The sequence below is a fragment of the Archangium gephyra genome, from assembly GCF_049060025.1.
Classification (GTDB): domain Bacteria; phylum Myxococcota; class Myxococcia; order Myxococcales; family Myxococcaceae; genus Archangium; species Archangium gephyra_A.
In genome coordinates this window covers 10,678,664-10,701,521 of record NZ_JBMEQQ010000002.1, presented here as the reverse complement: position 1 = coordinate 10,701,521, position 22,858 = coordinate 10,678,664, and the positions used below count along the sequence as shown (strand labels likewise).

General features: G+C 70.5%; 25 protein-coding genes. 14 read left to right on the top strand and 11 right to left on the bottom strand.

The annotated features are described in order from the left end of the window. Window positions 1-28 precede the first annotated feature (28 nt). Complete coding sequence (locus ACN28I_RS46805; protein ID WP_420948342.1) at window positions 29-1,348, top strand: amidohydrolase; 1,320 nt, start codon at window positions 29-31, stop codon at window positions 1,346-1,348. 7 nt (window positions 1,349-1,355) lie between these two features. On the opposite strand, the gene ACN28I_RS46800 is transcribed toward ACN28I_RS46805, so the two are convergent. The 4 genes from ACN28I_RS46800 to ACN28I_RS46785 all read right to left on the bottom strand — a co-directional run bounded on the left by ACN28I_RS46800 (window position 1,356) and on the right by ACN28I_RS46785 (window position 4,147). Continuing rightward, window positions 1,356-2,546, bottom strand: coding sequence for a cytochrome P450 (locus ACN28I_RS46800; protein WP_420948341.1), 1,191 nt, complete (start codon window positions 2,544-2,546; stop codon window positions 1,356-1,358). Window positions 2,547-2,730: 184 nt separating this feature from the next. Beyond that, window positions 2,731-3,018, bottom strand: coding sequence for a pirin-like C-terminal cupin domain-containing protein (locus ACN28I_RS46795; RefSeq protein WP_420948340.1), 288 nt, complete (start codon window positions 3,016-3,018; stop codon window positions 2,731-2,733). Beyond that, complete coding sequence (locus ACN28I_RS46790) at window positions 2,975-3,604, bottom strand: pirin family protein (RefSeq protein ID WP_420948339.1); 630 nt, start codon at window positions 3,602-3,604, stop codon at window positions 2,975-2,977. The genes ACN28I_RS46795 and ACN28I_RS46790 overlap by 44 nt, the downstream gene beginning before the upstream one ends. A gap of 87 nt (window positions 3,605-3,691) precedes the next feature. Further along, window positions 3,692-4,147: a MarR family winged helix-turn-helix transcriptional regulator gene (locus tag ACN28I_RS46785; protein ID WP_420948338.1), complete on the bottom strand. Its 456-nt coding sequence runs from the start codon at window positions 4,145-4,147 to the stop codon at window positions 3,692-3,694. A gap of 435 nt (window positions 4,148-4,582) precedes the next feature. Between ACN28I_RS46785 and ACN28I_RS46780 the strand changes: the two genes are divergently transcribed. The 4 genes from ACN28I_RS46780 (at window position 4,583) to ACN28I_RS46765 (ending at window position 9,217) form a co-directional block, all read left to right on the top strand. Further along, the gene (locus ACN28I_RS46780) at window positions 4,583-5,416 is read left to right on the top strand and encodes a hypothetical protein (protein ID WP_420948337.1); all 834 of its coding nucleotides are present in this window, start codon (window positions 4,583-4,585) and stop codon (window positions 5,414-5,416) included. A gap of 641 nt (window positions 5,417-6,057) precedes the next feature. Next, window positions 6,058-6,825, top strand: coding sequence for a hypothetical protein (locus tag ACN28I_RS46775; protein WP_420948336.1), 768 nt, complete (start codon window positions 6,058-6,060; stop codon window positions 6,823-6,825). A gap of 80 nt (window positions 6,826-6,905) precedes the next feature. Next, window positions 6,906-8,051: an anhydro-N-acetylmuramic acid kinase gene (locus ACN28I_RS46770; protein ID WP_420948335.1), complete on the top strand. Its 1,146-nt coding sequence runs from the start codon at window positions 6,906-6,908 to the stop codon at window positions 8,049-8,051. Next, window positions 8,048-9,217: a GTP-binding protein gene (locus ACN28I_RS46765; protein WP_420948334.1), complete on the top strand. Its 1,170-nt coding sequence runs from the start codon at window positions 8,048-8,050 to the stop codon at window positions 9,215-9,217. The genes ACN28I_RS46770 and ACN28I_RS46765 overlap by 4 nt, the downstream gene beginning before the upstream one ends. Before the next feature lie 12 nt (window positions 9,218-9,229). On the opposite strand, the gene ACN28I_RS46760 is transcribed toward ACN28I_RS46765, so the two are convergent. Genes ACN28I_RS46760 through ACN28I_RS46750 form a run of 3 tightly spaced genes read right to left on the bottom strand, consistent with a single transcriptional unit; the run spans window position 9,230 to window position 11,773 of the window. Then, the gene (locus tag ACN28I_RS46760; protein ID WP_420948333.1) at window positions 9,230-9,775 is read right to left on the bottom strand and encodes a non-canonical purine NTP pyrophosphatase; all 546 of its coding nucleotides are present in this window, start codon (window positions 9,773-9,775) and stop codon (window positions 9,230-9,232) included. Between the two features lie 18 nt (window positions 9,776-9,793). Further along, window positions 9,794-10,630, bottom strand: coding sequence for an SIR2 family protein (locus ACN28I_RS46755; protein ID WP_420948332.1), 837 nt, complete (start codon window positions 10,628-10,630; stop codon window positions 9,794-9,796). A gap of 60 nt (window positions 10,631-10,690) precedes the next feature. Beyond that, window positions 10,691-11,773, bottom strand: a complete 1,083-nt coding sequence (locus ACN28I_RS46750; RefSeq protein WP_420948331.1) for a DUF4388 domain-containing protein — start codon at window positions 11,771-11,773, stop codon at window positions 10,691-10,693. Window positions 11,774-11,806: 33 nt separating this feature from the next. Here ACN28I_RS46750 and ACN28I_RS46745 point away from each other — a divergent pair, with 33 nt between their 5' ends. From ACN28I_RS46745 to ACN28I_RS46730, 4 genes are all read left to right on the top strand, one after another. Further along, window positions 11,807-12,742 carry a metalloenzyme gene (locus ACN28I_RS46745; RefSeq protein ID WP_420948330.1) on the top strand — a complete coding sequence of 312 codons (936 nt, stop codon included), beginning with the start codon at window positions 11,807-11,809 and terminating at the stop codon, window positions 12,740-12,742. Further along, window positions 12,739-13,590 carry a peptidase MA family metallohydrolase gene (locus ACN28I_RS46740; protein WP_420948329.1) on the top strand — a complete coding sequence of 284 codons (852 nt, stop codon included), beginning with the start codon at window positions 12,739-12,741 and terminating at the stop codon, window positions 13,588-13,590. Before ACN28I_RS46745 ends, ACN28I_RS46740 begins: the two co-directional genes overlap by 4 nt. Before the next feature lie 136 nt (window positions 13,591-13,726). After that, on the top strand, window positions 13,727-14,317 hold the full coding sequence (locus ACN28I_RS46735) for a GbsR/MarR family transcriptional regulator (RefSeq protein WP_420948328.1): 591 nt from the start codon (window positions 13,727-13,729) through the stop codon (window positions 14,315-14,317). A gap of 116 nt (window positions 14,318-14,433) precedes the next feature. Then, window positions 14,434-15,258, top strand: a complete 825-nt coding sequence (locus ACN28I_RS46730; protein WP_420948327.1) for a carboxypeptidase regulatory-like domain-containing protein — start codon at window positions 14,434-14,436, stop codon at window positions 15,256-15,258. Here the strand turns inward: ACN28I_RS46730 and ACN28I_RS46725 are convergent, their stop codons facing one another. Further along, complete coding sequence (locus tag ACN28I_RS46725) at window positions 15,259-16,086, bottom strand: Ig-like domain-containing protein (RefSeq protein WP_420948326.1); 828 nt, start codon at window positions 16,084-16,086, stop codon at window positions 15,259-15,261. Between the two features lie 368 nt (window positions 16,087-16,454). Here ACN28I_RS46725 and ACN28I_RS46720 point away from each other — a divergent pair, with 368 nt between their 5' ends. The 3 genes from ACN28I_RS46720 to ACN28I_RS46710 all read left to right on the top strand — a co-directional run bounded on the left by ACN28I_RS46720 (window position 16,455) and on the right by ACN28I_RS46710 (window position 19,964). Further along, entirely contained in the window at window positions 16,455-17,969 is a 1,515-nt protein-coding gene (locus tag ACN28I_RS46720) for a serine hydrolase domain-containing protein (protein ID WP_420948325.1), read from the top strand. 104 nt (window positions 17,970-18,073) lie between these two features. Then, window positions 18,074-19,024, top strand: a complete 951-nt coding sequence (locus ACN28I_RS46715; protein WP_420948324.1) for an NAD(P)/FAD-dependent oxidoreductase — start codon at window positions 18,074-18,076, stop codon at window positions 19,022-19,024. A 28-nt stretch (window positions 19,025-19,052) separates the two neighbouring features. Then, window positions 19,053-19,964 carry a helix-turn-helix domain-containing protein gene (locus ACN28I_RS46710; protein WP_420948323.1) on the top strand — a complete coding sequence of 304 codons (912 nt, stop codon included), beginning with the start codon at window positions 19,053-19,055 and terminating at the stop codon, window positions 19,962-19,964. Window positions 19,965-19,973: 9 nt separating this feature from the next. Here ACN28I_RS46710 and ACN28I_RS46705 read toward each other — a convergent pair whose 3' ends face one another. The 3 genes from ACN28I_RS46705 to ACN28I_RS46695 form a co-directional block, all read right to left on the bottom strand. Continuing rightward, window positions 19,974-20,552, bottom strand: coding sequence for an NADPH-dependent FMN reductase (locus ACN28I_RS46705; RefSeq protein WP_420948322.1), 579 nt, complete (start codon window positions 20,550-20,552; stop codon window positions 19,974-19,976). A 117-nt stretch (window positions 20,553-20,669) separates the two neighbouring features. Further along, on the bottom strand, window positions 20,670-21,167 hold the full coding sequence (locus ACN28I_RS46700) for a VOC family protein (RefSeq protein WP_420948321.1): 498 nt from the start codon (window positions 21,165-21,167) through the stop codon (window positions 20,670-20,672). Between the two features lie 55 nt (window positions 21,168-21,222). Next, the gene (locus ACN28I_RS46695; RefSeq protein ID WP_420948320.1) at window positions 21,223-21,858 is read right to left on the bottom strand and encodes a hypothetical protein; all 636 of its coding nucleotides are present in this window, start codon (window positions 21,856-21,858) and stop codon (window positions 21,223-21,225) included. 98 nt (window positions 21,859-21,956) lie between these two features. On the opposite strand from ACN28I_RS46695, the gene ACN28I_RS46690 reads away from it, so the two are divergent. Both ACN28I_RS46690 and ACN28I_RS46685 read left to right on the top strand, forming a co-directional pair. After that, entirely contained in the window at window positions 21,957-22,439 is a 483-nt protein-coding gene (locus tag ACN28I_RS46690) for a YciI family protein (RefSeq protein ID WP_420948319.1), read from the top strand. A 75-nt stretch (window positions 22,440-22,514) separates the two neighbouring features. Then, the gene (locus ACN28I_RS46685; protein WP_420948318.1) at window positions 22,515-22,856 is read left to right on the top strand and encodes a DUF2845 domain-containing protein; all 342 of its coding nucleotides are present in this window, start codon (window positions 22,515-22,517) and stop codon (window positions 22,854-22,856) included. Window positions 22,857-22,858 lie beyond the last annotated feature (2 nt).

Here is a 22,858-nt window from a genome sequence, read left to right as displayed (position 1 = left end):
GCCCCTGCCCCGGACTGGAGACCGCACGGTGAAATCCCTTCCCCTCCTCGCCCTCGTCCTCACCGCCCTTGTCTGGCCCGCCGGTAGCGCGTGGGCCGCGAAGGCCCCCTCCCCCGCTCTCGAGGGGCTCGACGGGCTCTACCCCGAGCTGGACACCCTCTACAGGGATCTGCACCAGAACCCGGAAGCCTCCCACCAGGAGGAGAAGACCGCGGCGAAGCTCGCCGAGCGGCTGCGCAAGCTGGGTTTCGAGGTGACGCAGAAGGTGGGCGGCCATGGCGTGGTGGCCGTGCTGCGCAACGGCAAGGGCCCCACGGTGCTGCTGCGCACCGACATGGATGCGCTTCCCGTGGAGGAGAAGACGGGGCTGCCCTACGCCAGCAAGGCGATGGCCCGGGATGACACCGGCCAGACCGTGTCCGTGATGCACGCCTGCGGGCACGACGTCCACATGACGGTCTGGGTGGGCACCGCCACCCTCCTGGCGCGCGCCAAGGACCGGTGGCGCGGCACGCTCGTCATGGTGGGCCAGCCCGCGGAGGAGCGGGGCAGCGGCGCGCGGGGGATGCTCGAGGATGGCCTCTACAAGCGCTTCCCCAAGCCGGACTTCGCCGTCGCCCTCCACAACAGCGCCGCCGCCGTGGCGGGCTCCATCGAGTACGTGTCCGGCTACGCCCTGGCGAACGTGGACTCCGTCGACATCACGCTGCACGGCAAGGGCGGGCATGGCGCCTACCCGCACACCACCGTGGACCCCATCGTGCTCGCGGCCCGCACCATCCTCTCGCTGCAGACGCTCGTGAGCCGCGAGAAGTCCCCGCTCGAGCCCGCCGTGGTGACGGTGGGCTCCATCCACGGCGGCACCAAGCACAACATCATCCCGGACGAGGTGAAGCTCCAGCTCACCGTGCGCTCCTACAAGCCCGAGGTCCGCAAGCAATTGCTCTCCGGCATCGAGCGCGTGGTGAATGCCGAGGCCACCGCGGCCGGTGCGCCCCGCAAGCCCGAGGTGTCCGTCACCGAGGGGACTCCCGCCACCTACAACGACCCGGAGCTGACGAAGCGGCTGATCGGCGCCATCACCCGGGTGCTCGGCAAGGAGAACCTCCGCGAGGCCCAGCCCGTCATGGGCGGCGAGGACTTCTCCGAGTACGGCCTCGCCGGAGTCCCCGCGGTGATGCTCTGGCTGGGCACCGTCGAGCCCAAGCGGCACGCGGCGGCCAAGGCGGCGGGCGAGACGCTGCCCTCGCTGCACTCGCCCCTGTTCGCGCCGGACCGGGAGCGCACCCTCCGCACCGGCGTCACCACCCTGACCACTTCCGCCCTGGAGCTGCTGGGCAAGCCCTAGCGGCCCCTCAAGGGATGGCGCGGACGGGCAGGACCGCCGGTCCGCGAACCCCAAATCCGGTGTTCCACTTCAGCTCGCCCCCGGTGAGGGCGAATCCCTGGCAGCGCGCCGTCAAAGTCTCCAGGGCGATGCGCGACTCCATCCGGGCCAATGGCGCGCCCAGGCAGAAGTGCACACCGTAACCAAAGCCGATGTGCTGCGTGCGGCGATCGAGCACCAGCTCCTCCGCCCGCTCGAATTGCCGCTCGTCCCGATTGGCCGAGCCGATCAGCACCACCACCGGCACATGGGCCGGCAGCTTCACCCCGCCCAGCTCCACCTCCTGGGTGGTGAGCCGCACGCTGAGCAGCACGGGCGAATCCAGGCGCACCACCTCCTCCACCACCGCGGGAATGAGCGCGGGCTCGGCACGCAGGCGGGTGAACAGCTCCGGAGCCTGCGCCGTCCGGACCATCAGCTGGCTGAGCAGGTGCACCGTGGTCTCCAATCCCGCCACCAGCAGCGCCGTGCCAAAGGCCATCAGCTCCGGGTCGGTGAGACGCCGGCCCTCCACCTCGGCGGCCAGCAGGCCGCTGATCAGATCCTCGCGGGGCCGCGCCTTTCGATCCTCGAAGACCTCGCGCAGGAAGGTCTGGAACTCCGCGAGGTTGCTCCGCACGTAGGCGATCCGCTCGGGAGACTCCGGGACGCTGGCGGCGATGCTCACGATGACGTCCGACCACTGCCGGAGCTTTGGCCGCAGCTCGGCGGACAGGCCGAGCAGCTCACCAATGACAAACGCTGGCAGCGGGAGCGCGAACGCCTGGACGAAGTCCACCTCCCCCTGGCGGAGGATGTCCTCGGTCAGCTCGTTGGCCATCGTGCGGATGCGTGCCTCCAACTGGGCGATCGTCCGCTGCGTGAAGGCATGGGTCACCAAGGCACGCATCCGCGTGTGCTGGGGCGGATCCATCGCCAGGATCGACTCGGACAAGGGATTGCCCACCCCCTTCAGCCACTCGGGGTTGGCGGACTGCTGGATGAACGTCGAGGTGAACAGCTTCGGGTTCTTCAGGGCGAACTGCACGTCCTCGTAGCGGCTGATGGCCCAGAGTCCTCCCGGCTCCACCTGCTGGATGGGCTCATTCCGCAGCCGTGCGTAGAAGGGGGACGGGTTGGCCCGGAACTCGGGCGAGATCAGATTGACGGGTTGACGCATGGGCGAGTGTGTCTCTTTCCAAACGGATGCACGGAGCTTGGAAGGGAACTCCAGACCCGGTCAACGGGAGGGCGGGCTGGCGCACGGCTCCACCCCGCTCCAGGAAGTTTGGGCAGCTCAAGCCTCCCGGGTGGCGCCGGACGTCATCCTCTGACTCCGGTCGCCACCACGGCCAGGCTCCCGCTCAGCGGTGGATCCGCCCCATCCTGCCGCTCTGGTAGTCCTCGAACGCCTGGAGGATCTCCGCCTGGGTGTTCATCACGAACGGCCCGTAGCGCACCATCGGCTCCTTCAGCGGAACCCCGGAGAGCAGCAGGAGCTGAAGGGGCTCGTTCCCCGTGTTCTCCATCACCACCGAGTCCGCGTCGTTGCCGAACAGCACCGCCTCCCCGTCCACCGCGCGCGTCCCCTCCGGGCCGAACGTCCCCTCACCGCCGAACACGTAGGCGAAGGCGTTGTGATCCCTCGGCACCGGCTGCTCGAAGCGGCCTCCCGGTTCGAGCGTGAAGTGCAGGTATTGAATCGGCGTGCGCGTGTCGATGACCGCCCGCGCGCCGAGCGACTCGCCGGCAATCACCTTCACCCGCACCCGGCCGTCCGGCGTCGAGGCCACCGGGATGCGCGCGGAGGGGGAGCTCCTGGTAGCGCGGCGGCATCATCTTGTCGCGCCGGGGCAGGTTCACCCACACCTGGAAGCCGTGCATGCGTCCACCCGTCCGGGAGAACTCGCGCGCGGGCATCTCCGAGTGCACCACGCCCGCACCCGCCGTCATCCACTGCACGTCCCCCGGGCCGAGCTGGCCCGCGTGGCCCGCGGAGTCCGCGTGCTCGTGCCTGCCTTCCAGGATGTAGCTGACCGTCTCGAAGCCCCGGTGGGGATGATCCGGCGCGCCCTTCGCCTCGCCCGGCGGCAGGTCCACCGGCCCCAATTCATCCAGCAGGAGGAAGGGATCGAACTGCATGAAGCCCGGGATGGGGAACGGCCTCCGCACCACGAAGCCCTCACCCTCGAGGGTACGGACGGCCTCCACCACCTTCAGGACGGAACGCGTGCTCATGACTGCCTCCTTTTACTTCGAACCCTAATGGTTCGTACTGGAACTAAATGCGCGAGCGGAAACTTCGTTGCGGGGAGCCCGGAAGGCTCAGCCCTCGGAGAGCGAGAGGCCGAGCTTCTTGCAGAGCGCGCCGAGCGTCTCCTGCTCCTCGGCGTTCAGGGCCCCCATCAGCGCCGCGACGTGGGCGGCGTGGGCGGGAAACACCCGCTCGATGACGCGCCGGCCCTCGGGGGTGAGGCTCACCACCACCACCCGGCGATCTTCCGGGCTGCGCTCGCGCTGGATCCACTTGTTGCGCTCGAGGTTGTCCAGCAGCGCCGTCATGTTGGGGTTGCTGCGCAGCAGCTTGCGGCCCAGTTCGCTCTGGTTCATCGGCCCCACGTGCAGCAGGGCCTCCAGCACCGCGAACTGCGGGGGGGTGATCTCCAGGCTCGCCAGGTGCCGCTGGAGCTGGCCCCCGAGCGTCTCCGTCGCACGGGTCAGCTTGACGAACGTGTCGAGCGCCCGCACTTCCCGCGCACTGCCTTTGTAGTGGGTCGGCATCGTTCGAGCCCGAAAGGTTCGCACCGTGAAGGTCACGGTCCGAAAGGTTCGTACTGGAACTAACCCGGCTCCGGGCCATTCGCAAGCGCGCGCCTCCATCCCATCCGAATTCGCGGGCTGGCGCCAGCCCCCTCGCCCGCCCCCCGGACGGCGCTGCAGGAGTCGAAAGAGAGCGCACTAGCATCGGCTCCGTGATGCGCGCCGTACTGCTGCTTCTGCTTCTGCTTCCCGCCCTGGCGTCCGCCACGGACGTGCGGGGAACCATTTCCTCCTCCACCGTCTGGACGAGACGTGACAGCCCCTATGTGCTCCAGGGTGATGTCACCGTGGCCTGGGGCACGAAACTCACCCTCGAGCCCGGTGTCCGGGTCATCGCCGCTTCCAGTGACGCGCTGAAGTCCGGCGTGGATCCGCAGCGCGTGGAGCTGATCGTCGATGGGACGCTGGTGGTGCGCGGCACCGCGGCGAGCCCCGTCGAGGCTCACGTCCCAGGGCGGCCGTGGCTCCTGGTACGGCATCCGGGTGCGCGGTGGCCGCGGCACGGAGATCCACGGCGCCGTCATCACCCAGGCGCACCAGGGCATCTCGCTGGGCATGAGCGCGGCCGTGAAGAACACCTCGGTGAGCGCCGCCGCCGCGGACTGCATCCACGTGAGTTGGGGCACCGCCACGCTGGCCGGCAATGAGCTGAGCGGCTGCGGACGCGCCCAGGAGGAACAGGCCCCGCGCCTGGCGTCCCTCCAGTCCCCTCCCCCGAGCGAGCCCAGTGTCCGGGGTCGGCGCATCTTCATGATGGCCGAGCAGCGCCCGCGTGGCACCGTGCTCGCCGCCCGCTTCACCCGGCTCCGCGAGGAGCGCCCTTCCCGCCCCACCGCGCTGGAGCAGCGCCCCCCGGGCACTCCGAGCGCGCGCGTCGCCGCGTTCCGGCATGCGGACTCCATCGGAGGGCTCAGGCGGAGACCCTGGAGCACGAGACCCGCGACGGCACCGCTCTCCCTGTATTCGGGAACCGGAGGCTCCGCGGCGGGTCCTCCTGCCCGGGAGGAGTGCGCCCGCGTGCCGCAGGCGCTCGAACCTCCGGAGTGTCCCGGCCTCCGGCGCTGGCGACAGGAGCAGGAGCGTCTCGGGAGTGCCCTCTCCGGCGCCTCGGGCCCGCGTGAGCCGGCTCCAGCGCCCCTCGTGTCTCCCCAGGCGAGCGCCGGGGAACGCGGTCCCGCGCCTCCAGGGCCTCGGCACCTGGAGCGGTGGATGCTGACAGCCCCCGGCTGATCCAGGAGCCCGTCCGTCGACAGCGTCCCCTCCCTCGGGAATGACGCGGCTCGCACTCGCCCTCCGCGCGGTGCATCCGTGAACGGGAGACGTCCGTCCCGGGCCCAGGGGCCGGGCAGGGAGACGGCCCTCCCCCTCCCCCGTCCTTCCCCGGGCCCCGGGGCGTCACATCCCGCGAGCGGGCCCTCTTCCCCCAAGGAGGAGGACCCCCATGGAAGCCACCCGGCCGCATCCCCGCGGCGGCAAGCGTTGGGCGAAGCTGCGAAGCCTGGAGTCCACGCTGAGCTTCCTGGAGGAGCAACAGGAGGGGCAGCACAACCTCCAGGCCCGCAGCGTCATCAAGAACCTGCGCGAGCGCCTGAAGCAGGCGGAGGGCTGGCTCGAGGCCCGGCGCTGGAGACCGCGCCTCCCGCTGGACAACTGCCAGTTCTGGGAGCTCATCCACGGCATCTCCGCGGATCTGCTGCTCCTCCTCCCGCTCGACATGCTCGCCACGGAAGCGCTGATGGTGGAGGAGAACTTCCGGCGCAACATCCACGAGCCCATCGCGCGTGCGACGTGGCTGGGGAGCGATGAGAAGTCGGGTCCCCTGTGCACCGCCGTCCGGTGCATCACGGAGCCTCGTCTACCGGGTGGAAGCCTTGAAGCCCGAAGAGGAGCTGAAGCTGCGCCACGCCCGGCAGGTGCTGCGCAGCGCGCTGCGGCTGGTGCTCCGGCACTCGGACCGGTACTTCCTGCAGCTCGACCTCACCATGATGATCCGCAGCCTCAGCGGAACCCTGCTGGTGCTGCTGTTCGTCCTCACCCTGGTGGGCGGACTGCCCGCGCAGTTCGCCGGGCTCATCCTCCGGAGCCCCATCGAGGTGCCCTGGAGGGGCTCGGCGATGAGCACCCTGTCGCTCATCCTGCTCGGTGCGGGGGGCGCCATCACGGCCAACATGCTCTCGGACAGACCGGTCCTCGTCATGCGAGGCCCCTTCTGGAGACAGTTCGTCTACTACCTCTTCGTCAAACCCTCCATCGGCGCCGTCGCCGCGTTCCTCTTCTACCTGCTGGCCGTCTCCCAGCTCTTCTTCAGCATCGAGACCGCCACGCCCCTGGGAGGCCCGCTCGCTCCGCTCCAGGGCCCGGGAGGGCTCCAGCCCGCCCTGCGCATCGTCCTGGGGAACAACGAGGCCCTGGTGTGCACCTACGCCATCCTCATCATCGCGGTGGGCTTCTCCGCGGAGCGCTTCCTCAGTCCCATCATGGACCGGGTGATGAACAAGCTGTTCATCACGGCGGAGAGGACCGAGGCCGCTCCGGGGACCCCCATCCCGGGGACCCCTCCCGCGAGGACCCCGGCCCCCGGCGCCCCGCCACCGCCACCGCCCCCGGGCTTCACGGGAGAGCCCGCCCGGAGCACGTAGGAAGGTTCCCAAGCCTCCAGGCTGACACTCCGCCACCGCCGGGGCGGCGGATGGGGGGCCCGGGCTTTACACTTGCGGGCATGAGCTCGCGACCGACCGCCCCCAACTCGCGCCTGTGCGTCGGCCTGCTGTCTGGCACCAGCGTGGACGCCGTGGAGGCCGTGCTGTGCCGCGTCGAAGGCACCGGCCCCGAGGTCCGCATCGCCCTCCTGGCCCACGTCTCCCAGCCCTTCACCCCCGAGTTCACCCGGCGCGTCCTCGCCGCCGACGACGCTCGCTCCCTGTGCGAGCTCAACTTCGCCCTCGGTGAAGCCTTCGCCCAGGCCGCCCTGGCCGTCATCGCCCGGGCGGGCCTGCGCCCCGAGGACGTGGACGTCATCGGCTCGCACGGCCAGACGGTGGCCCATTTCCCGGCGAGCCTGTCCGGGACGCCCTCCACGCTCCAGCTCGGCGAGCCCGCCGTCATCGCCGAGCGCACCGGCCTGCCCGTGGTGAGTGATTTCCGTACCCGGGACGTGGCCGCGGGGGGCGAGGGAGCGCCGCTGGTGCCCTACCTGGACTGGGCCCTGTTCCGGAAGCCGGGCGTGGCGCGGGCGCTGCAGAACATCGGCGGCATCGGCAACGTGAGCGTGGTGAGCGACCGCATCGAGGACACCATCGCCTTCGACACAGGGCCGGGCAACATGGTGATGGACGGGCTGGCCCGGAAGGTCACCGGCGGCCAGCTCCAGTGCGACCTGGACGGGAGCCTCTCGCGCCAGGGCCGCGTCATCCCGGAGCTGCTCGCGGAGCTGCTCGCGCACCCCTTCCTCGCCCTGCCCCCGCCCCGCAGCGCCGGCCGCGAGGGCTTCGGCGACGCGCTGGTGGAGCGGCTATGGGAGCGCCACGGTGCTACGCGCCCGTACGACTTGATGGCCACGGCGGTGGCGTTCACGGTGGAGGCCACCGCCCGGGCCTATGAGCAGTGGCTGCTGCCGCGCTTCGCCCTGGAGGCGGTGTACGTCTCCGGCGGGGGCACCCGGAACCCGGTGCTCATGGAGCGCCTGACGGCCCGGCTGGCCCCCTTGCCTGTCCGCACCCTGGACGTGCTCGGGCTGCCCGAGGGCGCCAAGGAAGCCGTGTGCTTCGCCCTCCTGGCGAACGAGCACCTCTCGAGGACCCCCGCGAATGTGCCGTCGGCAACTGGCGCGAAGAGGCGAGTCGTTCTAGGTAAGCTGACACCGTGAGCAGCGTGAACCTGGTGGCCCGCGAAGTGGCTGTGAAGATCGTCTTCTACGGACCGGGCCTGTCCGGAAAGACGACGAGCCTGCGCAAGGTCTATGAGACCGTGCGCCCCGCGCACCGCGGCGAGATGATGTCCATCGCCACCGAGGGAGACCGCACGCTCTTCTTCGACTTCCTGCCCGTGAAGGTCGAGCGGGTGAATGACTGCACGGTGCGGCTCGCGCTGTACACGGTGCCCGGCCAGGTCTTCTACAACGCCACCCGCAAACTGGTGCTCCAGGGCGCCGATGGGGTGGTGTTCGTGGCGGACTCGCAGCCGGAGATGATGGACGCCAACCGCGAGTCGCTGGCCAACCTGGAGGAGAACCTGCTCGAGCAGGGCGTCCGGATCGAGCGCTTCCCGCTGGTGTTGCAGTGGAACAAGCGGGACATCCCCAAGGCGCTGCCCGTGGCCGAGCTGCGGGCCGCGCTCAACCCGCGCAACGTCCCCGACTTCGAGACCGAGGCCCTCAGTGGCCGCGGCGTGCTCGACGCCCTCAAGGCCATCACCCGGCTGGTCATCCAGGACCTGCGCGTCAAGCGCATCGTCCCCCCGCCCCGTGCCGCGACTCCGGCGATTCCCTCGCTGGGCGCCGCCAAGCCTGGCGGCGGTGGAGGGCTGGAGGCCCAGCTCAGCCAGCACCTCGCGGGCCGCGCGCCCACCGCCACCGCCCCGGCCCCCACGGCGGCCCCGGCGTCCACCCTGGTGGCGCGCCCCTCGCGCAGCATGCCGGCCATCGTTCCGCAGCCCCAGGTGCACGTGGCCTCCGCCGTCGCGCCCCCGGCCCTCACCGGCCAGCGGCCACTCGGGCCCGCGAGCGCGCTGGCGCCCTCGGACCTCTTCGACCATGCGCGCGCCGCCGAGGGAGCCTTCTCCTCCGGGGACTATGGGACGTGCATCCAGGCCTGCCTCGATGCCGCGCGGCGCGGGCTCGCATTCGCTGGCGAGGGCCCCCTGGGCTCCCAGGCCCACCTGCTCCACGTGGACGGGGCGGATCTGCTCAAGCTGCAGACCCTGGCGGCGCGCTCGAGCAGCCGCGTGGATGACGCGGCCTTCGCGCTCTACGTGCTGATGCAGATCTTCTCGCGCCTCCACGCCGCGGGACTGCCCACGCCCGCGGCGGAGTAGCGGCCCCCGGGCCTACAGCCCGAGTTCCTGGCGCAGCCGCGCGTGGAGCTTGCCAAAGGGAGAGAAGGTCAGCTTCTCGTCGAGGCTCATCTCCGCGAACGTCCGCGTCTGCCCCTTGGGGATGAAGATCGGATCCCAGTGGAAGCCGCCCGTCCCGCGCGCCCTGGGGGCGATCTCTCCCTCGGTCTCGTCGATGAGGACGTGGCGCTCCCGGCCGTCGCAGTAACAGAGGGCACTGCGGGCCCGGGCCGTCCGATGGCCCACGGGGACCACCTCACAGAGCCGGGTGTCCAGGGACTCCCAGAACGGTTTGACGAGCGCGCCGGGCAGTCCGTTGAGGGCATCGATGCAGAGCGCCCCATGCTCGACGATGACGGGCACGCGGACGGCCCGGTAGGCCGCGATCGCCTTGACCCGGATGACCGTCTCGAGCTCCTTGTCGAGGATCTCCGTCACCTTCTCCGTCAGGTAGCCGAGCCGTGCCGAGCCCCCGAGGACATGCTGGAACTCACGCCGCTTCTCGGGATTGGTGGTGTTGTAGAACCAGGTAGGCGCCATGGTGGGCAGGCTCCGCGCTCAGGCGATGCTCTCGAGAAGTTTCGCGACGCTGGCGGACTTGTCGGTGGGGTCGAGCTGGATGACGTCGATGTTCCACTGCTCGAGGATGTCCGGCTGCACGAGCCCGGCCCCGTGGGTGGCGAAGAAGCACCGCCGGGCCTGGGCGTGCTTCGCGCCCATCTGGCTCTGCTCGCGGAGCTGGTTCATCCGGTACCAGATGTAGCGGATGTTGGTGTCACTGAAGCTGTAGCCGATGAACAGGAAGCTGTTGGAGAGCAGGTCCGCGCGCAGCCGCTGGTCCGGCGGGGCCTCCAGCGCCATCCGCCGGAAGTAGGAACTCTCGGTCAGGACGATGGTTTCCGGCTGGTCCAGCGTGCCGTGGAACTTGACGACCTCGCACACGTCCCGCGCGCGTGGGCCCTGGAAGTCCGCGAAGGAGGCCAGCACCGACACCGGCTTGCTCGCGTCCTCGAATGCCCCCTCGACGTGCCTGTCGTAGTTGGTGGTGTAGATGGTCCGCCAGTCGAGCGCTGCGAGGGCGAGGTGCATGGGGGACGTCTTGCGGAGCGCCTCGGCCTCGGCGGAGTCGAAGCTCCGCGTCATCTTGTAGACCAGCTCCTTGAGGCGGGTAGGCCCGGAGAGCGCGAAGAACTCGGCGAGCTGTTCGAAGCGGCCGTGCATGTCGAACAGCTCGGGCTCGAAGCCGAGCGTCTTCGCCAGGGAGGCGATGAGCTGGCTCCCATCCGGCAGCTTCAGCGGCTTGGAGAAACCGGCACCGAGGAAGGGGATGAGCCGCCCTTCCTGGAACTCCTTCTTCAACAGGGGGGCGGCCTGGGACTGGGTCAGGGTGGTCATCGTCGCGCTCGCTCCCCGCAGCCTACCCGCTGGCGGAGCGAGGCCAACATTCCCGCCCGCTCAGCGCAGTTGCAGCAGGCCCATCCGCTTCAGCTTGGTCAGCGTCTTGAGCGTGTCCAGCTCGCGCGAGGGACTGGCCAGCACCAGCGTGGACACGTCCCAGGAGCCGTTGATGAGCCCCGCCACCTGCCGCTCCTCCTGCTTGAGCAGCGACTGCGCCTCCGGATCCGGCCGCAGCTCCGGCACCATCAGCGGCGGCAGCTCCCCGTAGAGCGCGGCCACGTGCTCGCTCTGCACCATCCGCGCGAACTCGCGCACCCGCCGGTCCGCCGGATCGCTCGACAGCAGGTTCGCGCACACCAGCCCCGCCGCGTCGTACTGGCCCTCGCGGATGAGTACCGCGCCCTTCTCCAGCATGTCGCTCACCGGATCCACCACCACCTCCGGTGCGCCCTCCACCTCCACCTGCTTGGCCCGCAGCAGCTCGAATACCCGGCGCGTGATGTTCGAGCGCGACAGGCCCAGCGACAGCCGCAGCCGTCCCATGTTCTGCCCGCCCGCGCACATCGTCAGCAGGATGCGGTGCAGCAACGGCTGGCGCGGGCTCGGCTGCACCAGCGAGCGCACCGTCAGCGCGTCTCCCGGCAGCACCCGGTCCACATCCGGCTGCTCATCCAGCCAGCGCAGCGACTCGAAGAGCAGCTCCCGGAGGCTCATCTCGCAGGGCCCCCACTCCTCGCCCGTGCGGTCCAGGTCCTCCGTCCAGTGGAAGGCGCCATGGCCCCCGCGCGTCTGGTCCACCATGGAGCCGAGCAGCTCCTCGCGCACCAGGTCCCGCACCAGCTTCGGATCCACCTTGTGCTCGCGGAAGATCGGCTCCACGTCCTCCGTCCCCGGAGGAATCGAGTTGAAGGCGGCCAGCACCGCCGCGCCATCCGCCAGCTTCGCCAGGGAGAGCACACGGGCCATGCGCCCCCACAGCCCCTCATGGGCGACGGAGAGCACCTGCCCCGAGAGCAGGAAGAGCTTGCGCTCGCCGCCCTCCCAGGTGAGGAGCTGGAGCGTGCCCGTCTTGCGGGAGCTATCCAACCACTGGAGCAATTCAGGAAGGGGGAAGCTGGAGAAGTCGCCGTGGAGAGCCATGGGTGTCTTGCGGCCAGGATACAGTCGCGCGCAATGCGCGTCGCGGTCCTCTTCATCGATGGGGTTGGCATCGGACGAAACGAGCCGGAGGCGAATCCACTCGCCTGCCATGACTATCTCCTCTCCCACTTCCAGGATGAAGCCCCCCGCGCGCTTCCCGAAGGGGGTCAATGTTTCCCGGTGGACCCCACCTTTGGCGTGGCCGGGCGGCCACAGTCCGCCTCCAATCAGACGGCCATCCTCACCGGCCACCCCGCCCCCGTGCTGATCGGCCGGCACGTGCTGGGCTACCCGGACGCCCCCCTGCGCGAGCTGCTGGCGCGTCACTCCATCGTCAAACGGCTGGTGGCGGCGGGCCGCAGCGCCACCTTCGCCAACAGCTACCCCGTGGCCTACCTGGACGCGCTGAAGCTCACCCGGCGCCCCTCCGCCAGCCCCCCCGAGTTCACCCTGCCGCCGGCCGCCCTGCGGCGCCTGAAGGCCTCCGCCAGCACCCTGGCCTTCGCCGCCGCGGACGTGCCCCTGCGCACCCTGGAGGACGCCCGGGCCGGCCAGGGCCTCACCCATGACATCACCGGAGAGCAGGCCCGGGCCCGGAGTCTGTCCGCACCCCGGCGCACCCCGGCCGAGGCCGCCGCCGTCTTCTGGCGCGTCGCCGGAGAGGCGGACTTCACCTTCTTCGAGCACTACCTGGCGGACGAGGCCGGGCACGCCCAGGACTTCGCCGCCGCCCGCGAGGCCCTGGACACCTTCGATGCCTTCACCCGGGCCGTCATCGCCACCCGCCCGCCCGAGGCCCGGGTGCTGGTGTGCAGCGACCATGGGAACGTGGAGGATCTGACTACACGATCCCACACCCTCAATGCCGTGCCCGTGCTCTACTTCGGTCCGCCAGCTCCGGAACTGGACTCCCTGGCCACCGTGGCGGACGTGGGCCGCACGGTGCTGCACTGGCTGGACGTGGAATGAGCATGGAGATGCGCAAGGTGGCGTTGGGAGTGCTGGTGCTGCTGTCGGGCTGCGCCTCCAGCCGGTTCGCGGCCCCCGGGGCGGCGCTCCAGGAGTCGGTGGCCCTGGAGAGCCCCGCCGGCCGGTTCCGCATCGACTACGCCCCCGGCCAGGAGCAGGACGCCGCCCGGGTCCAGCAGGCCGTGACGGAGGCCCTGCCCCGGCTGGAGCGCTGGGGCACGCTGCGCGAGCCCGTCACCATCAAGGTAATGCCCGACCACGCGTCGCTGGAGGCCGCCGTCCGGGCGCGCGGCTTCGACTGGCTGCGCGCCTGGAGCCGGTATGACAAGGTGTTCGTCCAGGCGCCCTCCACCTGGGGCGCGGCCGGGGCCACCCAGCCCCAGATCAACGAACTGCTGCTGCACGAGCTCACCCACAGCGTGATGTACCAGATGGCGGCGGACCGGCGGACGAACAAGGAGATTCCCCTGTGGTTCCGCGAGGGCATGGCCTCGTACACGGCGGAACAATCCTACCGGTGGGTGTCGCTGGAGGAGATCGCCCGCCACTTCGAGCGCACGCCCGGAAGTGATCCGGTGCGCAGGCCGGGCGATTTGTACCGGGACGATTCGAACCTCATCTATGGCGTGGCGCACCACGCCTTCGCGTTCCTCGTGAAGCGCTATGGCGAGGACGCGGTGCGCGGCGTGCTGCGCGAGATGGATGGCGGCAAGGAGTTCCCGCGGGCCTTCGAAAACGCCATCGGGCTGGCGCCGGACGCCTTCGAGCGCGACTTCACCCGGTATGTCCGCTGGCGCGGATTCCGCGGCGGACGGGTGACGCCCGGGGCCAGCGCGCCGCCGGGGTGAGCCCGTTTCGTCGTTCAGGAACATCCGAATGTCATCTGATTCCCACCGAATGACATTCACCCCGCGCTGAATGCCATTCGATTCCAATCGAATGCTATGGGGTTGTCCCTGAATACAATCCAGGAGGAGCTGGACGATGAACACGAGCCGTCCCCCGGCCGGACGCCCCTCCGCGGGCGGGCGCACCCTGCCCCAGGTGAGGGAGTCCCTGGGCGCGTTCTTCCACCAGCTCGGCATGCCCCCCATCGCCGGACGGATGTTGGCATGGCTGGCGCTGTCGGAGTCCGGGTGCGACTCGCTGGACGCGATGGCCGGGGCGCTGAAGGCCAGCAAGGCCTCGGTGAGCAGCATGGCGCGGCTGCTCGCGGAGCGCGGCTTCGTGGAGCGGGTGCCCGTCCTGGAGCGGCGGGATTGTTACCGGCTCCGGGCGGACGCCTGGGAGAATGTCCTGCGCACCCGCCTGGCCGCCATCGCCAGCGCGAAGGGCCTGGCCGACGAGGGCCTTCTGGCTGCTCGGGGAGGGCGAGCACCCCGCCCGCGCGCGCCTCGAGTCCCTGCGGGAGTTCAGCGAATTGTGCGCCGCCCTCGAGCGCGACCTGCCTTCGTTCCTCGAGCGCGTGCGCGGACGCGGGGCCGGTCCCCGCTCCCGGCGCGCCTCCCCACTCCCCAGGTGAAGACGCGGCGCACCCGTGCCCGCCCCCTCGCTGGCCTACCTGCCACCTCCTGAGGGTGTCCCCCCACCCCATTGGCCCACCAGCCCGCTTTTCTGTTACGACAGGCGTGGACATTCCCCACCCTGGCTCGCGACCCCCCCGCGGACTGGGAGTGTGAGGAGACTGCACGATGAAGCTGCGTACGCTGGGCCTGACGGTACTCGGTGCCGTGGGACTCTCCGCCCTGACGGCCTGCAAGAAGGACGAGGCCGCGCCCGCCGCCGCCCAGGCTCCGGCCGCGCCCACCATCAAGGCCGCGCCCCTGCCCGCCGACACGCCCCTGCCCCCGGAGCCCCAGGACGAGGCCGCCGAGGCCCCCCAGGGTGGCGGCACCGTCCGCGGGCTCGTCACCTTCAAGGGCAAGCCCCCCGCGCCCAACCCCATCATCCCGGGCACGGATCCCAACTGCGACGGCATGGAGCTGGTGGATCAGCCCGTGCTCGTGACGGGCGGCAAGCTGGCCAACGTGCTGGTGCGCGTGCAGGGCAACGTGCCCGGCCAGCCCACGACGCCGCCGAGCTCCATGGTGGTGGTGGACCAGAACCGCTGCATGTACAAGCCGCGCGTCCAGGGCGCCGTCATCAACCAGCCGCTGGTGTTGATGAACAGCGACAGCACGCTGCACAACGTGCGCGGCGTGTCCGGGGGCAAGCAGCTCTTCAACGTCACCCAGCCGCCGCTGAAGACGAAGGAGGCCCAGCCTCCGAAGGAAGCGGACGTCATCCGCCTCAAGTGCGACATCCACCCGTGGATGACGGCGTTCGTGGTGATGAGCCCCCACCCCTACTTCGCCACCACCACCGAGGACGGCGCCTTCTCCATCCAGGGCCTGCCGCCGGGGACGTACACGCTCGAGGCCTGGCACGAGACGCTGGGCACGAAGACGGCCCAGGTCACGGTGCGGGAGGGCCAGGAGGCCACGGCGTCCTTCGAGTTCGTGGCCTCCTCGAAGTAACTACTTCTTCTTGATGGTCAGCTTCGCCTCGGTGGCCTTGCTGCCACCCTCGGCCTTGATGGTGACCGCGCCGGCCTTCACGGCCGTCACGTTACCGGCGGCGTCCACCGTGGCGATCTTCTCGTTGCTGGTGGTGAAGGTGAAGGACACGCCCTTGATGGCGGCGCCGTCCGTGCCCTTGGCCACCACCGCGAGCGGCGCGCTCTCGCCCACCTTCAGCGTGGCCGGCACCGTCTCGAAGGCCACCGCGTCCACGTCGGGCAGCTTCACGGTGACCTCGAACTCCTGCGTCAGCTTGCCGGACGTCGCCGTCACCTTCGCGGTGCCCACGCCCTTGGCCACCAGCCGGTTGCCCTCCACCTGCACCACGCTGGCGTCCGCGGCGGCGAAGTCCAGCTTCGACTCCTTCACCGGACGGCCCGCGTCATCCTGCACCTCGCCCTCCACCACCGCGTCCGAGTCCAGGCCCGTCAGCGTGAAGGGCGCGCCCTTGATGAGGATCGCCGAGGGGATGATCACCTCCACCGGGGCCGAGGCGCTGACCTCACCCGAGGAGACGGAGATGTTCGCCGAGCCGCTCTTCACCGCCGTCACCTTGCCGGTGGCGTCCACGGTCGCGACCTTCGTGTTGGTGGAGGCAAACGCGAGCTCCGCCTTCTCCACCGCCTTGCCCTCCGCGGTGACGGCCTGCGCCGACAGCGCCACGGACTGGCCGGCCTCGGACAGCTCCACCTTCGCCGGCTTCACCTCGATCCGCTCCACCTTCGCGCACGCGGAAGCCAGCAGGACGACGGATGCGGCCATCAGGGGATTGAACAGACTCTTCATGATGAATGTGCCTTTCAGCCGAGGAACTTGGTGTTCCAAGGACCCGGGTGATAAAACCCGTCACGCCTCAGCAAGACGTGTTCCATTTCAGACAGCCCTCTGAAGGGTGCCGGAGGCCGTGGAGAAAAGGGGCAGCCCACCGGGCGCGTTGTCCGTTTTCTCCACACGTGCCCGCGCGGGCCCGAATCCGGTTACGGTGGAGCGCGCCAGCATCGAGCACCATGGACCGCGACATCAGAGCCGCCGAGACACACGCCAGGTACGAGCCCCGGAGGGACCCAGGGTGAAGGGGCTGTGGCTTCCGTTCCTCCTGGTGGGCCTGTCCGTCTGGGCGGCCCCGCCGGGAGTGCCGCTGTGCGAGCGCCCCCATGTCGTGGCGCCGGAGGTGGAGCAGCCCTTCCCCGAGGAGGTGCAGCGGGCCCTGGACGCGCTCGTGCGCGCGGAGCTTCGCCCGGGAGCCCAACCACGCGGGCCTCGCGGTGGGCGTGCTGCGGGGAGCGCAACGCTGGGTGGGCACCTACGGGCTGCGGGACGTGGCCCGGGGCCTGCCCGCGACGCCGCGCACCACCTGGCGCATGGCCTCCATCACCAAGTCCTTCACCGCCGTGGCCGTGCTGCAGCTCGTGGAGCGGGGCCTCATCGACCTCGACGCCGACATCCGCACCCTGGTGCCCGCGTGGCCGGAGAAGCGCTGGCCGGTGACGGTGCGGCAACTGCTCGGACACCTGGGCGGCGTGACGAACTACGGCCGCTTCGGCCCCAGCCATGACAGCGGACCGGTGGACAGCGCGGGCGCGCTCGCGCTCGTCACGGGCTACGAGCTGGAGGCCGAACCCGGCACCCGCTTCCTCTACAGCACCTGGGCCTACAACCTGCTCGGCGCCGCCATCGAGGCCGTGTCGGGGCAGAGCTACGGCGAGTACCTCCAGGAGCACGTCTTCGGCCCGGCCGGCATGGTGCACGCGGCGCTGGACGACCGGCGCACGCGCGACGAGCACCACGCGGCGGGCTACCGGCTCCGGGAGGGGCAGCGGGTGGCCTCCAAGGTCGTCGACGTGTCCGGCCGCTTCGCCGGAGGCGGCACCCGCGCGTCCATCGAGGATCTGCTCGGCTTCGGCGGAGCGCTGCTCGACTACCGGCTGGTGTCGCGCACCAGCACGGGGTGGATGCAGACGCCGATGAGCACCCGGGACGGACGGCTCACCGACTACGGCATGGGCTTCGCGACCTGGCCGCTCCGGGGCCACTACGTGGTGGCGCACTCGGGAGCACAGCCGGAGACGTCCACGCTGCTGCTGCTGCTGCCCGGAGAGGACGTGGCCATCGCCCTGACGAGCAACGTGGAGGGCCAGGCCGCCTCGCTCAAGCGCATCGCCTACGGCATCATCGAGCTGCTGCTGGAGGACACGGGGCCGCGGCTGAGCGCGCGCCGCCAGGGCACGGTGGACGCGGTGGTGAACGAGGGGCTCAACCGGGTCTTCGGCTACGGGCTCGCCTACCACCGGTGGGCCACGCACGGGCCTGGGACGCTGCCCGGGACGGGCGGGCTCCCGGAGGCCTTCGACCAGGTGACGCGGCTGCTCGACCGGGCCGCCATCGAGCGGGCGCCGGACGCCGCACGTGAGCGCCTCCTTTCCGCCCACGAGCCGCGCGAGGACTGGCTGCTCGTCCGGGTGGGGGCCCACATGGCCCGGACGCTGGAGGAAGCACTGGGACCCGAGCGGCTGCGCAGCTATCCCGCCCGGGGCCCGCTCGCCTTCTTCAACGACTACCTGGCCGTCTGCGAAACGAAGAGCTGCCCCGACCCGTTCCGCTTCAACGAGGCCCTGCGCGCGGACCTGCGCCGGTTCTCCGGAGAGAACGTCGCGCCCTCGCGGCACTGAATCCCCGGCTCCAGCCCCACCGGAAGATCCGCCGATTCCGCGCGACAATCCGCTCTGACGCCGGGGGGGGCCCGCGCGTATCCATTGCTCATGGGAGGACGGCCATGAGGACGGATGCGGAGCAGAAGGACGTGGTGATCATCGGTGGAGGCCCGGCGGGCCTGAGCGCGGCGCTGATGCTCGGGCGCGCCCGCAAGCAGGTGCTCCTGTGTGACGGTGGCTCGCCCCGCAACAGCGCGGCCGAGGGCATCCACGGTTTCGTCACCCGCGACGGCACGCCCCCCCAGGAGTTCCGGCGGATCGCCCGCGAGCAGCTCGCGCCCTACGGTGTGGACATCCTCCTGGACACGCGCGTCACCGCCGTGGAGCGCCTCGCCTCGGGCTTCCGGGTCGTGCTCGCGGGAGGACGCGCGGTGGAGTGCCGCCGGGTGCTGCTCGCCACGGGCATGATCGACGAGCTGCCGGACCTGCCCGGCTACCGCGAGCTGTGGGGCAGGAGCATCTTCCAGTGCCCGTATTGCCATGGCTGGGAGATACGGGATCGGCCCTGGGGCCTGCTCGCGACGGGCGCACCGGCCCTCGACTTCGCCCTCTTCCTCACCGGCTGGTCCCGGGACCTGGTGGTCTTCACCCAGGGTCTCCTGGAGGTGCCCCCCGAGCAGCGCCAGCGGCTGGAGCGCGCCGGCGTCCGTGTCGAGGAGCGGAAGATCCTCCGGCTCCTCCCCGGCACCGGGCACGGGGCGCATGGAGCGCACCTCGAGGCCGTGGAGCTGGAGGACGGGACGCGGGTGGCGCGCGAGGTGCTCTTCGCCCATCCCCACCAGCGCCAGACGGAGCTGGTGCAGCGGCTCGGCGTCGCGCTCGATGAGCAGGGCTTCGTCCGCATCAACGAGCAGATGGAGACCTCCGTTCCGGGGGTCCACGCGGCGGGAGATCTCACGACCCGCTTCCAGGCCGCGAGCATGGCGGCCGGGGCGGGAACGATGGCCGCGGCCATGATGAACCACGCCCTCAACATGGAGAACGCAGCCGCCGGACTGTGGCCAGAAGGTTGAGCCCGGGCCCCGCCGCCGTTACGAAGCCATGATGACGAGGAGGAAGACCCCGCGCGGAACGAAGAAGCCCTCGCTGACCCACGAGGACTTCGCGCGGCATCAGCTCCCGGTCTGGGTGGGGCCCTATGGCCACAATCGTTCCCACCAGGGTCCCCCTCGGGCGGGAACCTTCACCCATTCGTATGCCGTCATCTTCCTCGTGACGCGCGGCCAGTCGACGATCCACCACAGCGGCGAGCTGGTGCTGCGAGCGGGAGACGTCCACCTCATTCCGCCCGGAGACCCGCACGGAACGCCGCACCCCGGTGACGCGGAAGGGTGGGTGCTCGCGTTCCACCCGGAGGCGTTTCCCCACGAGGACCCGAGCTGGGGGAGCCACGAGGGCCTGCGGCTGGGCCCCTTGCTGCGGATCCGCAGCGGATGCCACCCCGTGCTCCGCCCGAATGCCGCCCAACGGCAGCGCCTGGAGCGGTGGATGCGGCTCATGGAGTCCGAGCTCAACGGCGATGAGCGGTCCCGTGACGAGGCCGTGAGCGCCCTGCTCCGGTTGGTGTTGATCGAGCTGGAGCGGATGGACAGCCTCGAGGCCACCCCGGACCCCGCGGGCCTGGGCCTGGCGCGGCGGGCGCTCACGTTCATCGAGGCCCACGCACTCGGGCCGCTGTCCCTGACGGAGGTGTCACGGGCCGTCGGACGGTCCGCCACGCACGTGGCCAGCGTGGTCCGCAAGGAGACGGGCCGCACGGTGGGGCAGTGGATTCTCGAGTACCGCATGGCCGAGGCCCGGCGGAGGCTCCGGGGCACGGACGAGCAGGTGGACATCATCGCCGAGCGCGTGGGCTACGCGGACGCCACCCACTTCATCCGCCTCTTCCGGCGCGCCCACGGCCTCACCCCGGCCGCGTGGAGGCGCAACGCGGCGCTCTCTCCCGAGCCCTGAGGCGCCGTCTCAGTACGGCACGCCCGCCTGCCGTGCCGTCTTCAAGGCCCGCGCATACCACTCCAGCTCCGACGCGAACTTGTTGAACCGCTTGAGGTACGCCGCATCCGCGGGCACACCCGCCTCGTCGAGCGCGGTGCCCACCTTGGGGACGGGGAAGCTGCTGGGGATGGCCGACATCCCGAGCTCGGCCAGCATGTCGCGGAGATGCGAGGCCGCGCGAACCCCCCCGAAGCTGCCGCCGGAGTAGGAGACGATCGCCGAGGGGCGGAAGAAATACTCCTCGAGGAAATGGTCGAGCAGGTTCACCAGCGCGGGCGGGGCACTGTGGTTGTACTCGGCGGTGACGATGACGAAACCATCGGCCGCCCGGAACAGGGACGCGAGGCGCTCGAGTGGCTCCGGCGCCGACCCCTTCGCGTATTCCTTGTACATGCGATCGAGCAGCGGCAGCGGGTACTCCAGCGGGTCCACCAGCGTGACGGTGTGGCCCCGCTCCACCAGTTGCTTGTGCACGAACCGCGCGGCCTTGATGCCCTGACGATCGGAACGAACCGAGCCGAAGATGATGACGAGGTTCAAAGCCATGGGAGCGCCCCCTGTCCGCATCGGGCCCCGAGGGCCCTACCCACAACCTGCTCACCCCCGGGCCCGCGTGAGAGCGGGCCCTGCCGCCGGGGACGACCGGGCATGGGAGCGCTCGGCCTACGGCTCGTGCGCGGCGGAGGCCTTCGCGAACGAGTCGAACGCGGAGATGACCTCGGGCGGGGCCTGCACCAGCTCGATGAGCACGCCCTCGCCCCCGAGCGGGAACTGCTCATTGCCCTTGGGGTGGATGAACGTCACATCGAAACCGGCCGCGCCCTTGCGGATGCCACCGGGAGCGAAGCGCACGCCCTGCCCCTCCAGCCACGCCACCGCCCCGCGCAGGTCATCCACCCAGAGGCCCAGGTGGTTGAGCGCGGGCTCGTGCACGCGCGGCTTCCCATTGGGGTCCACCGGCTGCATCAAATCCACCTCCACGCGGAACGGCCCGGCTCCGGCCACGACGATGTCCTCGTCGACGTTCTCGCGCTCGCTGCGGTAGGTGCCCTGGGGCTCGAGGCCCAGCACGTCCACCCAGAGCTTGCGCAGGGGCGCCTTGTCGGGCCCGCCAATGGCCACCTGTTGGAGGCCCAGGATGCGAAAGGGTCGTGTCGTCATGGCCGCGCACCGTCGCAGAGGGCGCGGCCGTGGACAAGGGCAAGGCGCTCGGGCCTCAGAAGCCCGGCGGCACCCGGCCATGCAGACACGTGATGGTGTTGGGCACGCGAGGCCCCGACCACAGCGCGTGCCGCATCCCCGAGCGCACCTCGGCCGGCACCCCCTCCTCCACCGGCCAGTGCGGCTCCTCACCGGGGCCCAGCGAGTGCAACCCGCTCTGCCAGGGACCGATGACGTACGTGTGCCCCGCGGCGCGGCACCCGAAGAAGCGCGTCCAGGCCTTCGCGAAGACATGCCCCCGGGCCGTCCCGAACGTCTCGCACGTGCGGAACCACCAGAGCGCGTTGCCCCCGGGCACGAGCCGCTCGCGCAACTCCGCCAGCCGCGCGTGCCATGGATGGCCCGGCTGCAGCGCCCGGATGTCCATCGGCACCCGGTCGATGAGCACACAACCCCAGTTGCCATGGCCCCAGAACTGGATCTCCGCGATGGGCTCCTCGTGCGAACGGGCGAGCAACCAATCGAGGGCCTCGGGCCAGCTCGCCACGCCCTTCCAGTCATCGAGCCGGCCGAGCGCCCGGTACAGCACGCCGCCCACCCGCCACGAGGAGGTGAGCCCCGGAAGACCCCAGCGCCCGCCACAAGTGCGGTCGTACACCATCAGCCTCGAGCCCACGCTCCGCTCAGCCATGGCCAGTCCCTCCGATGAGTCTCTCTCGATGAGGATAGGGGGTCCGGGGTCGCGGGAGCCAGGGACTGTCAGGGGGCATTCGTAGGATCCGCGCCACCATGACCACCCCCACCCTTCCCCGTTTCCACTCCCGCCATGCGGCCCTGGCCGCCCTGCTCTGCTGTTCCCTGTTCGCCGGTTCCGCTGGCGCCGAGGGCACCCCCTCCGCGGCCGCCCCGAAGAACAAGGCGAAGACCGGGCCCCAGATGGAGTTCGAGAAGCACTACCTCGTCATCCTGCGCCGCGGTCCCTCGTGGACGCCCGAGGTGACACCCGCCGTCGAGCGCATCCAGAGCGAGCACATGGCGCACCTCAACCGCATGGCGGAGTCCGGCAAGATGGTCATCGCCGGGCCCTTCGGTGAGCAGCAGGATCCCACCTTCCGGGGGATGTGCCTCTACAAGACCGGGACGATGGAGGAGGCCCGCAAGCTCGCCGAGGAGGATCCTGCGGTGAAGGCCGGGCGCCTCCAGGTGGAGATCATGGCCTGGTACACGGAGAAGGGCTACCTGGCCTTCCCCAAGGCGAAGCCCGCGAAGTAGCGCCGGGCGAATGAATATCTCCCGGGGAGGGCGCGTCCCGCCCTCCCGGACCAGACACCCAAGGAGTCCCTCCGAATGCGAGCCCTGCTGACGGCCCTCACCCTCTCGTTCTTCCTGCTCCCGTCCTCCAGTGACGCGGCCACGCTGCGCTGTGGCACCGCGCTCGCCTCGGACGGAGCCTCCAAGTCCGAGGTCCTCATGAAGTGCGGCGAGCCCCTGAGCAAGGACACCCGCACCGAGAGCGTGGGCGAGAAGACGAAGCAGAAGGGCCCCGAGGCCGACACCACCCAGGAGCGGATCGTCTACAAGACGATCGAGGAGTGGACGTACAACTTCGGCCCCCGCCAGTTGATGCAGGTGGTGGTGTTCGAGAACGGCCGGCTCGTGGACGTGAGAAGCGGCGGCTACGGGCGGTAGCC